Source organism: Nocardiopsis nanhaiensis, assembly GCF_054778635.1.
This window is the reverse complement of the sequence record NZ_BAAGZJ010000095.1, coordinates 17,736-29,894: the sequence shown is the minus strand read 5'-3', so window position 1 is coordinate 29,894 and position 12,159 is coordinate 17,736. Positions and strand designations below refer to the sequence as shown.

The window sequence follows — 12,159 nt, the reverse complement described above, 5'->3', positions numbered from 1 at the left end:
ACCCGCCGTCGTAGCGGAGCGGGTCAAGGTGGAGCGCCGTTGACGCGCGAAGCGCTCGATGGCGACGACCTTGAGGCGCGCAGCGGAGACGGCCACAATCACGCGGCGGGAAAGGAGGACACCCCAGCCAACAGGGCGACCCCCACCAGCGAGGGCACCTCAACCCAGCGAGGGCACCTCAACCCAGCGAGGGCACCTCAACCCAGCGAGGGCACCTCAACCCAGCGAGAGCACCCCAAAGCCAACAGGGCAATCCCAACCAGAGCAGGCAACCCCTAGCCTCTAGAGCAGACAGCCCCCTGCAACAGGGAAACTTCCAGCCCCGTGCTTCAATCACTTACCCCCAGCCCAGACCTCCCCACACATCACACTGGCTCTGGCGGGGGCCGTCTGGAGTACAATCCCCTCCCGTCTGCTTAACCGGTTCAGCACGACGTGGTTCATCAAGGCTTGTGTTGAGGAGAATTCTGTGGGGGCTCTGATGCGGCGTCCGACCATCATGGACATCGCCAAAGCAGCGGGGGTGTCCAAGGGGGCGGTCTCATACGCACTCAACGGACGCCCGGGGGTTTCCGAACAGACCCGGAAGCGGATCCTGGACATCGCCCATGATCTCGGCTGGGCACCCAGTAATCCGGCCCGGGCCCTGTCGCCTGGCGGGAGGGTCGGCGCGATCGGACTGGTGGTGGACCGGCCCGCGCGGTCGCTCGGGGTCGAGCCGTTCTTCATGCAGCTGGTCTCCGGCATTGAGACGGAGCTCGCCGCCTCTGGCGTGGACCTGTTGCTCCAGGTCACCGAAGACACGGGTGCCGAGATCGCGGTCTACCGCCGCTGGGCCGCGGAACGCCGGGTGGACGGGGTGATCATGGTCGACCTGTGCGTTGAGGACCCCCGCCCCGCGGTCGTCCGTGAACTGGACCTGCCCGCCGTCTTCCTGGGTGGCCCCGACGCCGGGGGGTTGCCGTGCCTGTACACCGACGACGCCTCCTCGGTCCGCGAGGTGGTCCACTATCTCGCCGCGCTCGGCCACCGGCGGGTCGTGCGGGTCGCGGGGCCGGAGGAGTTCGTCCACACCCGGACCCGCGCCGACGCCTTCCTGCGGGCCGCTGCCGAAGTGGGCCTGGACAGCGCCTATTCGGTGCACGCCGACTACACGGGTGAGGCGGGTGCCCGCACGACCCGGCGCCTGCTCGCCTCGGGTGACCGGCCCACTGCGCTGGTCTACGACAACGACCTGATGGCCGTGGCCGGTCTCGGGGTGGCGTCGGAGATGGGCGTCGACGTCCCCAAACAGCTGTCGATCGTCGCCTGGGACGACTCGGCCCTCTGCCGTCTGGTGCGCCCCTCACTGACGGCGATCAGCCGGGATGTCGTCGCCCACGGCCGCCAAGTGGCCGCGATGCTCGGCCGGCTGCTGTCGGGTGAACGGGTGGAGAGCGAGGAGTCCTCGGCCGGTGAGATGCAGCCGAGGGGCAGCACCGGCCCACACGCCTCCGCGGCCGTAACTGCTGTTACAAGCGAATAACAGCGAAGTGTCGGGGATTGACGCGGTTCATCGGTCCGTGTTGTTGTTAATCTCACTTACCCGGTTCAGCAACGGCCCCTTGCGCTCGCTATTGGGAGCGCTCCCAGTTTTCCGATACAGGAATCCGCTTCCCCCCATCTGAGGGGCCGACCGGGTGGAAGGAGGAGTCGAGATGAGATCTCTGAGGCTTCCCGCTGTCCTTGCAGCGTTGGCGCTGGTTGCCACCGCCTGCACGGACGAAGGCGGTGAGGCGGGCGACGGTGGTTACCCGCGCGACGAGACGCTGTACACGACGGGAACCGCGTGGGACCCCCCGACCAGCTGGAACCCCATGATGCGGGGTAACTTCGCCGTGGGGACGATCGGCTTGGTGTACGAGTCGCTCTTCCACTACGACCCGGAAGAGGGTGAGTACGAGCACTGGCTCGCCGAGAGCGACGACTGGCCGGACGAGAGCACCCACGTCATCAACCTGCGCGAGGGCGTCACCTGGAGCGACGGTGAACCCTTCGTCGCCCAGGACGTGATCACCACTCTCGAATTGGCCGAAGTGGACGGCGTCCCCTACAGCCACGTCTGGGACTACATCGAGACCGCCGAGGCCACCGACGACCACACCGTCACGGTGACCTTCTCGGATGACCGTCCGCAGCAGTGGATGAACTGGGCCTACGGCAACCCGATCCTCCCGGACCACATCTGGTCCGAGATGGACGACACCCAGGTCACCGAAAGCCCCAACGAGGAGCCGGTCGGCACGGGCTCCTACGTCTACGAGTCCCACGACGACGAGCGTATGGTCTGGGAGCGCAACGACGACTGGTGGGGTACGGACGCACTCGACCTCTCCATGGACGCCCGCTACATCGTCGACATCGTCAACGCCTCCAACGAAGTCACCTTGGGCATGCTCACCCAGCACGAGGTGGACCTGTCCAACAACTTCCTGCCCGGCATCGACCAGGTGCTGGACAGCGACGAGGAGATCATCAGCTTCTACGACGGCCCGCCCTACATGCGCAGCGCCAACACCGCGTGGCTGGTCCCCAACCACGAGGTGGAACCGCTCGACGACCCCGAGTTCCGCCGAGCGCTGGCCCACGCGATCGACCTCGAACAGATCATCGAGGGCCCCTTCTCCAACCTCGTCGAGCCCGCCAACCCCACCGGTCTGATGCCCGAGTGGGACGAGTACGTCGACCACGATCTGGTCGAGGACGAGGGCTACACGCACAACATGGACGAGGCCGTGGCCATCCTGGAGGAAGCCGGCTACGTCGATGAGAGCGGCGACGGTTACGTCGAGACCCCTGACGGCGACCCCATCGAGCTGACCCTGGAGGTTCCCTCGGGTTGGACCGACTGGATGGAGTCCGCCCGGCTCATCGCCGAGCACGCCCAGGAGGTCGGGATCAACATCACCGACGAGACCCCCGACGCCGAGCTGGTCGACTCCAACCGCAACTCCGGCGAGTACGACCTGGTGATCAACAACGCCCGCCAGCTGAGCAATACGCCGTGGACGTACTACGAGTACCTGTTCCAGTTGCCGATTCAGGAAGAGCAGACCACGGTCAACTTCCACCGGTACGAGAACGAGGAGGCCTGGTCGCTCACCGAGCAGCTCGCAGCGGTTCCCGCCGAGGACACCGAGGGAATCGCCGCCGCCACCTCCGATCTCCAAGAGATCTTCCTGGAGGAGCTGCCGGTCATCCCGCTCTGGTACAACGGCCAATGGGCGCAGGCCAGCACCGCCAACTGGACCAACTGGCCCAGTGAGCACGACGACACGCCCAATACTCCCAATGTCCTCTGGGAGGGCTGGTACGAGATGGGCTTCATCCACACACTCGCGGAGATCGAGCGGGCCGACTAGCCGACTAGGGGTCGCCAGGAGCGCTTCCAGCCAGGAACCGCTCCAGCTCCCCCTCCACCCCCGGTGGGGCACCGATCCGGTGCCCCACCGGGGATCTCGACCGCTCGACGCCGTCACCTGGAGGAACGTGTGTGGCGCTACATCGGACGTAAGTCCTTCATCTACCTGCTGACGTTCATCGTCGCGGTCACCATCAACTGGATGATTCCCCGCTTCATGCCGGGCGACCCGGTGCGGAGCATGCTCAACCGCGCGGCCATCGACGATCCGGACGCGATGGCCCGGATGACCACCTACTACAACGAGCTCTTCGCCCTCGACCGCCCCCTGTACGAGCAGTACCTCAGCTTCTGGGCCGGTCTGTTCCGGGGAGACCTGGGCATCAGCGTGATGTTCTACCCGCAGGAGGTCACCGACGTCATCCTGCGGCACGTCCCCTACACGCTGGCGCTGCTGCTCCCCGTCATCATGCTCAGCTGGATCATCGGCAACCGCTTCGGCGCCTTCGCCGCCCGCAACAAGGTCCTGGACAACTCGCTCCTGCCGCTCGGCTACATCCTGACCGCCACGCCCTACATGTGGCTGGCGCTCCTCATGGCCTGGACCTTGGGCATCGTGGCCGGGATCTTCCCGACCGCGGGCGGGTACAGCATGGCGTTGCGGCCCGACTTCACCTGGCAGTTCATCTCCAGCCTGATCACCCACTGGTTCCTGCCGTTCCTCTCCATGTTCATCGTGGCTCTGGGCGGCTGGGCGATCGGTATGCGGAACCTGATCATCTACGAGCTGGAAGCGGACTACTCCAACTACCTCAAGGCACTGGGTGCGCCCCGCCGACTGATCCGCCGCTACGCCTTCCGGAACGCGATGCTTCCGCAGATCACCGGTCTGGCCGTGCAGCTGGGCACCATCATCACCGGTGCGCTGCTCACCGAGATCGTCTTCAACTACCCCGGCCTCGGAACCCTGGTCCTCAACTCCCTGAACAACCGCGACTTCTTCCTGTTGCAGGGGATCTTCCTCTTCGTGGTCGTCGGCGTGCTGATCGCCAACTTCATCATCGACATCATCTACGTCCTGGTCGACCCGCGTACGCGCGTGCAGATGACGGGAGGCGCGTCATGACCAACGTCCCCGCAGCGCCGGGGGCCGCCGACTCGGGCGCGGCCCCTGAACCGACGGGTGAGCGCAAGGTCCACGAGACCCTGCACTTCGCCCGGCGCAACCCCAAGTTCCTCATCGGGCTGAGCATCGTCACCGGCTTCCTACTGCTTGGCATCTTCGGCCCGATGTTCGTCGACCACGGCCCCAACGAGTACGTCGGCCCGCAGATGCAGCCGCCCAGCGGCGAGCACTGGCTCGGCACCACCACGTTCGGCCAGGACGTGTGGGCGCAGTTCGTCTACGGGGTACGGGCCACGTTCCTGATCGGTGCCCTCGGCGGCGGCGTCGCCTTCGTCATCGGCACCACCATCGGGTTCGTCGCCGGGTACAAGGGCGGGATCATCGACGAGATCCTCAACATGATCACCAACGTCGTGCTGGTCCTGCCCGCGCTGGTCGTGCTGATCATCGCGGTCGCCTACCTGGAGGTGCGCGGCATCTTCGTGCAGGGTCTCTTCATCGGTCTGACCTCCTGGCCCTGGGCGGCCCGGGCGGTCCGTTCCCAGACCCTGTCCCTGGCCACCCGCGACTTCGTGGACCTGGCCCGCCTGAGCGGTCGGCGCACGTGGCGGATCATCACGTTCGAGGTCGCCCCGAACATGAGCTCCTACCTCATGATGTCGTTCATCCTGCTGTTCGGCGGTGCCGTGCTCATCGCCGCCGGGCTCGACTTCATCGGACTGGGCCCGTCCGGAGGGACCTCACTGGGCCTGATGTTGGAGAGCGCGGTCCAGTGGAGTGCCCTGCAGCTCGGCATGTGGTGGTGGTTCATTCCGCCCGGGGCGGGGATCACCGCGATCGTCGGCTTCATGTACATCCTCAACGTCGGGTTGGACGAGATCTTCAACCCCAAGCTGCGGGAGCTCTAATGACCCTGCGCGTCAACGACCTGAAGGTCTATTACCAGACCCTGCGCGGGGACGTCCACGCCATCGACGGTGTGAGCTTCGACCTCGCCGACGGGGAGATCATGGGCCTGGCCGGGGAGTCCGGCTGCGGCAAGACCACCCTCGGCAAGAGCCTGATCCGCCTGGACAACCGGATGCGGCACGTGGAGGGCGCCGTCGAGCTGGACGGCGACAAGCTGCCCATCGCCGACGACAACGCCATGAACCGGTACCGGTACCACGAGATCTCGCTCATCCCGCAGTACGCGATGAGCGCCCTCAACCCCACCCGCAAGATCGGGCGGATGATCAAGGAGCTGCTGCGCTCCCGCGGGGTGCGGCCGTCCACCGTCGCCGACGAGCTGAACCGCAGGCTGGAGCTGGTCGGCCTGGACCCCGAAGTGCTCGACCGGTTCCCGATCGAGCTGTCCGGCGGTATGAAGCAGCGCGTGGTCATGGTGATGTCCACCCTCCTCGACCCCGCCCTGCTCATCGCGGACGAGGCGACGTCGGCGCTGGACGTGTCCACCCAGCGGTCGGTGGTGGAGTCCATGGTGGAGTTCCGGGACCGCGGGTTCGTCAAGAGCATGATCTTCGTGACCCACGACATCTCGCTCGTCTACCAGATGGCCGACACGGTCATGGTGATGTACGCGGGCCGCGTCGCGGAGAAGGCGCCCGCCAGCAAGATCATCAACGACCCGCAGCATCCCTACTCCAAGATGCTCATCGGTGCCCTGCCGGAGGTGGGGACCACCTCCGAAACCCGTCTGGAGGGTATCCCGGGCACCCCGCCCGGCCTGCTCAAACCGCCCAGCGGCTGCCGGTTCAAGGACCGGTGCCCCATCGCTTCGGACGAGTGCTCGGAGACACCGCCGCTGGTGGAGATCGATCCCGGCCACTGGGCCGCCTGCTGGAAGACGGGGAGGTAGCGCCGTGCTGGAACTGAGCCATGTGCACAAGGTGTACCGGGTGGGCGCGTTCGGCGGCGGGAAACTGCGCGCGGTGCGGGACGTGAACCTGGTGGTGGAGCCCGGTGAGGTGGTGTCGCTGATCGGGGAGTCCGGCAGCGGGAAGAGCACCATCGGCAAGATGGTGCTCGGCCTGACCAAGCCCACTGCCGGAAGCATCGTCTTCGAGGGCGAGGACGTCTCCCGGGTGCGGGGCTTCAAGGCCAAGAAGGAGTACTACCGCCACGTGCAGGGTGTCTTCCAGGACCCCTTCAGCTCCTTCAACCCCATCTTCAAGGCGGACCGGGTCTTCGAGATGATCCGCGCCTCGTACTTCCCGGGGGTGTCCGACGCCGACTGGAAGCAGAAGGTGCTGGACGCGATCGGAACGGTCCGCCTGGACCCCGACAACGTCCTCAACAAGTACCCGCACCAGCTGAGCGGCGGACAGCTGCAGCGGCTGCTCATCGCCCGAGCGCTGCTGCTCGACATCCGCCTCCTGGTGGCTGACGAGATCATCAGCATGCTGGACGCCTCCACCCGCATCGACGTGCTCAACCTGCTCGCCGACCTCAAGGAGCGCGGCCTCGGCATCCTCTTCGTCACGCACGACCTCTCGTTGGGCAACTACGTGAGCGACCGGTCGGTGATCCTGCACAGGGGCGCCATCGCGGAGATGGGCCCCACCGCCCGCGTGTTCGAGAACCCGCTCCACCCCTACAGCCGCCACCTGCTCTCCTGCGTACCCCAGCTGCACCGGGCCTGGTCCGAGGTGGACGCCGAACTGGCGGCCAACCCACCGAACGACGTCGAGTTGCCGGAGGCCGTCGAGGGAGACGTCTCCGCACCGCTCATCGAGGCCGAGGAGGGACACTTCGTCGGCATCGACCAGAGCTGAGCAGGTCCCGGAGAAACAGACCCCCATGAGGAAGCGAGCGCGCATGACCGCCTGGTTCGACCTGCACGACGGCTGGACCCTGGCCGCGGTGCCCCACGAGGGCGCCCTGCCGGACCCGGCCGCCGCGGTGGGGGAGGTCCGGGCCTCCGTGCCGGGCTGCGTCCACACGGACCTGCTCGACGAGGGCCTGATCGAGGATCCCTACCTCGACGACAACGAGAACCGGCTGGGCTGGATCGGGAGGACGGACTGGAGGTACACGCGGTCACTGGCCCGAGAGGCCGAGGCGCTGGGCGCCCGGGAGGGTGCCGGAGCCGAACGGGTGGACCTGGTCTGCGAGGGTCTGGACACCGTCGCGGAGGTCCGGGTCGGCGGTCGCGGAGTGGGCCGGTCGGCCAACATGCACCGCTCCTACCGCTTCGACGTCACTGAGGCGCTTGGAGAGGGCGGTGAAGACCCCGCCCTCGAAGTGGAGTTCTCCTCGCCCTACCGGTACGCCGAGGCGAACAAGGAGAGCCTGGGCGCGCTCCCCGGCGCCTACGACGAGCCGTACCAGTACATCCGCAAGATGGCGTGCAACTTCGGCTGGGACTGGGGGCCGACCGTGGTCACCTCGGGGATCTGGCGGCCGATCCGGTTGCACGCGTGGTCGACGGCGCGGCTGTCCTCGGTCCGGCCGCTGGTGTCGGTGTCCGAGGACGGCGCGCTGGCCAAGGTCAGCCTGCGGGTGGAGCTGGAGCGGACAGGGGGAGGGGCGCACGCCGCCCTGACCCTGGCCGCATCGGTCGCCGGCGTCGCCACCACCGCCACCGTGGCGTCGGGGGAGACGCACGCGGACTTGGAGATCGTGGTCGCCGACCCCGAGCTGTGGTGGCCGCGCGGCCACGGAGACCAGCCCCTCCACGGCGTGGAAGTGGAGTTGTCCGCGGCAGGAAGCACGCTCGACACCTGGCGGCGCCGGATCGGCTTCCGCAGCGTGGCGGTGCACAGTGAGCCGGACGAGAGCGGGGCCGCCTTCGCGCTCCGAGTCAACGGCCGGGACATCCTGGTGAAGGGCGCCAACTGGATCCCCGACGACACCTTCCCGAGCAGGGTGGGCCGGGACCGCTACCGCGAACGCATCGACCAGGCGTGTGACGCGGGGATGAACCTGCTGCGCGTCTGGGGCGGCGGGATCTACGAGTCAGAGGACTTCTACGAGCTCTGCTCCGAGCGGGGGGTCCTCGTCTGGCAGGACTTCCTCTTCGCCTGCGCCGCCTACCCCGAGGAAGAGCCCTTGGCATCGGAGGTCGAGGCCGAGGCGCGCGAGGCGGTCGTACGGCTCGCCCCGCACGCCTCGCTGGCGGTGTGGTGCGGGAACAACGAGAACATCTGGGGACACGAGGACTGGGGCTGGAAGCCGGAGCTCGGCGACCGGACCTGGGGCGCCGGATACTACCTGGACGTGCTGCCGCGCGTGGTCTCCGAGCTCGACCCCACCCGTTCCTACTGGCCGGGAAGTCCGTACTCGGAGGGGGAGGGGATCCACCCCAACGACGCGGCACACGGCACCATGCACCTCTGGGACGTGTGGAACGAGGTCGACTACACGGTCTACCGGGAGCACAGGCCCCGGTTCGCCGCCGAGTTCGGGTACCAGGCACCGCCCACCCACGCCACGCTGCGCGGTTCGGTGTCGGATGATCCGCTGGCCCCGACCTCGCCGGGCGTGCTGCACCACCAGAAGGCGATCGACGGCAACGGCAAGCTCGCGCGCGGGCTCGCCGCGCACTTCGGCGACCGCGAGTGGGGCTACGAAGACTGGCACTACCTCACCCAGGTGAACCAGGCGCGGGCGCTCACCGTGGGCATCGAGCACTTCCGTTCCACCTGGCCGTACTGCACGGGCACGGTGATGTGGCAGATCAACGACTGCTGGCCGGTCACGTCGTGGGCGGCCGTGGACGGAGCGGGCAGGCCCAAACCCCTGTGGTACGCGCTGCGCCGCGTCTACGCCGACCGGGTGGCGACCGTTCAGCCCACCGTCGGCGGCGGGCTCACGGTGGTCCTGGGCAACGACACGGACGAGGAGTGGACGGCGGAGGTGACGGTGGCCCGCCGGGACACGGTCACGGGGCGTGCGCTGTCCGCTTCGTCACACCCGGTTCAGGTGCCCTCGCGCGGGGCGCTGCGGGTCCCGGTGCCTGCGGGGGTCGCCCGGCCCGGGATCGCCGCCCGTGAGGTGCTGACGGTCGACGGCGCGGGAGAGCGGGCTTGGTGGTTCTTCTCCCGGGACCGGGACATGGACTACCAAAAACCGGAATTTGTCGGGGAAACAGCCACGGAAGGTGCCGATTTGCGGGTGAAGGTTCACGCCCGCGTCCTGTTGCGGGATCTGGTCCTGAACGTCGACAGGCTCGATCCCAAAGCACGTGTGGACAGTGCTCTGGTGACGCTGTTGCCCGGTGAGTCCCACACGTTCACCGTACGCGGCGGTGCCCGGCTGGATCCGGGGGCGGTCACGGCGCCACCGGTGCTGAAGTGCGTCAACGATGCACTGTTGGCCTCAGTGTGATCGCGTCGTAACACTCCGGGGTCCGACACGCGCGTTTCAGGCGTTCCCCGCCCGGTCCACCGGTATTCCGCGGCGGGCCGTGCGGGTTGCCACACTGATAGCCCTCGCCAGCGGGCCTGCCTGTGATACGTTCAGGGTGATTGTTAGTCGTTGAATTTCGCAGTTGGTGTCTTGCCCGCGGAGTTTGTGACCGGCGGGCGGTTTCTCTTGGAGTCGGCTCGCGGCAATTTTCGGGCGTGTGAGTATGCGTCCGTGTACACCGAGCTGAAGGAGAAAACATGGCTCAGGGAACTGTGAAGTGGTTCAACGGCGAGAAGGGCTTCGGCTTCATCTCCCCCGACGACGGTGGCCCCGACGCCTTCGTTCACTACAGCGCCATCCAGGGCACGGGCTTCCGTAACCTGGAGGAGAACCAGCGCGTGGAGTTCGAGATCGTCGCTGGCACCCGCGGCCCGCAGGCCGAGAACGTCGTCGGTATCTAAGACCGCTAAGACGTAGCGTCGCCACCCCTTGCAGGCGTGGACCACGCTGAACGCCCCCGGAGGGTTCCACCTTCCGGGGGCGTTCGTGTGTCTGGGGGCTTACGCCCCCATGCTGATCAGGCTTCCAACAGGGCCCGGGTGCGCTCGCGGACCTCGGAGGTGTCCAGCCCGCGCACGGTGACGGTGGTCCGGCGCCGCAGGGCGTCGTCGACGGTTACCGCCCACTCGCGGTCGCGGGCGAACAGCACCTGTGCCCAGATGTCCGGGCCGTCGGGGTGGATCCGCTCACCGAGCGAGGGCTCGGCGCGGACCATGCTGGCGATGTCCATGGCCAGGCTTCCGTAGTGCGAGGCCAGGTGGCGGGCGACCAGCGGGTCCAGCCGGGTGCCGGGCTCCCTGTCGATGATGAGGCGCTGGGTGACCGCGTCCGGGCTGGCCAGACCGGGCAGGGGGACGGTCTCGAGGGGGTCCGCCATGTCCTCGGACAGCGGGACCGCGGACACCTTCCGGAGCTCCTCCAGGACGGTCCGGCCGATGTGCCGGTAGGTCGTCCACTTGCCGCCGGCCACCGAGAGCATCCCGCCGCGGCCCTGGGAGACGACGGTCTCCCGCTTGGCAGAGCTCGTGCCGCCCGGACCGCCGGGGAGGACGCGCAACCCGGCGAACGAGTAGGTCATGTTGTCGCGGTCCAGGTAGGACGGGTCGATGCCCATCGCCGCCTCACCCAGGATCTGGTCGACGTCGGAGGACAGCACGCCCACATCGGCGGGGTCGCCCTCATAAGCCTCGTCCGTGGTGCCCAGGAGCAGCTGGCCCTCCCACGGGATGGCGAAGGAGACGCGGTACTTGTCCACCGGGATGGTGAGTGCGGCCCGCCACGGTTCCGGAGTGCGCATGACCAGGTGGGCGCCCTTGGACAGGCGCACGCTGGGTGCGGCCTCCGGGTCCTCCAGCCGGCGCAGGCGGTCCACCCAAGGACCGGTCGCGTTGAGGACCAGTCGCGAGTCGATTCCGAATTCGCCCCCGTCCACGCGGTCGCGCAGGTCCGCGCCGGTCACCCGTCCCCGTGTGGTGCGCAGTCCCTGGACCTCGGCGTGGTTGAGCACTACGGCGCCGGCGTCGGCCGCGGCGCGCACCGTCATGACCGCCATGCGGCTGTCGTTCATCTGGTGGTCGCTGTAGGCGGCGACGGACTTCAGGCCGTCGGTGCGCAGGCCGGGAGCCAGGCGCTTGGCCTGGCGGGGTGAGAGCAGGCGGCCCATCCCGTCGCCGAAGGCGGACAGCGCCGAGTACAGGAAGACCCCCGCGCCCATCTTCGCGGCGCCGTGCGGCCCGCCCGAGTAGATCGGCACGAGGAAGGGCCGGTGGTTGACCAGGTGCGGGGCCACTTCGGAGGCGAGCGAACGCCGCTCCTTGTGGTTCTCCGCGACCAAGCGCACGTTGCCGGTCTGGAGGTAGCGCAGGCCTCCGTGTACAAGCTTGGAGGAGGCGCTGGAGGTGGCGCCCGCGAAGTCGCCCGCGTCGACCATGGCCACCCGAAGGCCAGCCTGGGTTGCGGTCCAGGCGACGGACGTGCCGAGGATCCCGCCGCCGATCACGAGGAGGTCGAAGGTGCCCCGGGTGAGTTCCTCACGCGTGTGCGCGCGGGAGGTGGAAGCGTCACTGCGGTGGGCGCTGGCGGTCATGGCTGGTGCTCCGTCCGTTGGGGAGGGATGGCGTTCGTCGCGCGTACCCGCTCCACTTTTCGGGTGGCTGTCGTACGCATAATACGACAATGCCGAACGTTGGTGAAGGTCCCCCGTCTCGATGGAGGCAGTTGGGCC

9 protein-coding genes are annotated in these 12,159 nt (G+C 67.9%); 8 read left to right on the top strand and 1 reads right to left on the bottom strand.

Annotation, left to right across the window (positions count from 1 at the left end; genetic code table 11):
- Nucleotides 1-481: 481 nt before the first annotated feature.
- From ACYVD1_RS30065 to ACYVD1_RS30030, 8 genes are all read left to right on the top strand, one after another.
- Complete coding sequence (locus tag ACYVD1_RS30065; protein ID WP_460777887.1) at nucleotides 482-1,525, top strand: LacI family DNA-binding transcriptional regulator; 1,044 nt, start codon at nucleotides 482-484, stop codon at nucleotides 1,523-1,525.
- A gap of 172 nt (nucleotides 1,526-1,697) precedes the next feature.
- Nucleotides 1,698-3,401, top strand: a complete 1,704-nt coding sequence (locus ACYVD1_RS30060) for an ABC transporter substrate-binding protein (protein ID WP_460777886.1) — start codon at nucleotides 1,698-1,700, stop codon at nucleotides 3,399-3,401.
- Nucleotides 3,402-3,530: 129 nt separating this feature from the next.
- Nucleotides 3,531-4,526 carry an ABC transporter permease gene (locus tag ACYVD1_RS30055; RefSeq protein ID WP_460777885.1) on the top strand — a complete coding sequence of 332 codons (996 nt, stop codon included), beginning with the start codon at nucleotides 3,531-3,533 and terminating at the stop codon, nucleotides 4,524-4,526.
- On the top strand, nucleotides 4,523-5,434 hold the full coding sequence (locus ACYVD1_RS30050) for an ABC transporter permease (protein ID WP_460777884.1): 912 nt from the start codon (nucleotides 4,523-4,525) through the stop codon (nucleotides 5,432-5,434). The genes ACYVD1_RS30055 and ACYVD1_RS30050 overlap by 4 nt, the downstream gene beginning before the upstream one ends.
- On the top strand, nucleotides 5,434-6,384 hold the full coding sequence (locus tag ACYVD1_RS30045; RefSeq protein ID WP_460777883.1) for an ABC transporter ATP-binding protein: 951 nt from the start codon (nucleotides 5,434-5,436) through the stop codon (nucleotides 6,382-6,384). Before ACYVD1_RS30050 ends, ACYVD1_RS30045 begins: the two co-directional genes overlap by 1 nt.
- Before the next feature lie 4 nt (nucleotides 6,385-6,388).
- Nucleotides 6,389-7,300, top strand: a complete 912-nt coding sequence (locus ACYVD1_RS30040; RefSeq protein WP_460777882.1) for an ABC transporter ATP-binding protein — start codon at nucleotides 6,389-6,391, stop codon at nucleotides 7,298-7,300.
- 43 nt (nucleotides 7,301-7,343) lie between these two features.
- Nucleotides 7,344-9,854, top strand: coding sequence for a glycoside hydrolase family 2 protein (locus tag ACYVD1_RS30035; protein WP_460777888.1), 2,511 nt, complete (start codon nucleotides 7,344-7,346; stop codon nucleotides 9,852-9,854).
- 278 nt (nucleotides 9,855-10,132) lie between these two features.
- Nucleotides 10,133-10,336 (top strand): cold-shock protein, encoded by a 204-nt coding sequence (locus ACYVD1_RS30030; RefSeq protein WP_460753241.1) that lies wholly within the window; start codon nucleotides 10,133-10,135, stop codon nucleotides 10,334-10,336.
- 116 nt (nucleotides 10,337-10,452) lie between these two features.
- On the opposite strand, the gene ACYVD1_RS30025 is transcribed toward ACYVD1_RS30030, so the two are convergent.
- Nucleotides 10,453-12,021 (bottom strand): glycerol-3-phosphate dehydrogenase/oxidase, encoded by a 1,569-nt coding sequence (locus ACYVD1_RS30025; RefSeq protein ID WP_460777881.1) that lies wholly within the window; start codon nucleotides 12,019-12,021, stop codon nucleotides 10,453-10,455.
- Nucleotides 12,022-12,159 lie beyond the last annotated feature (138 nt).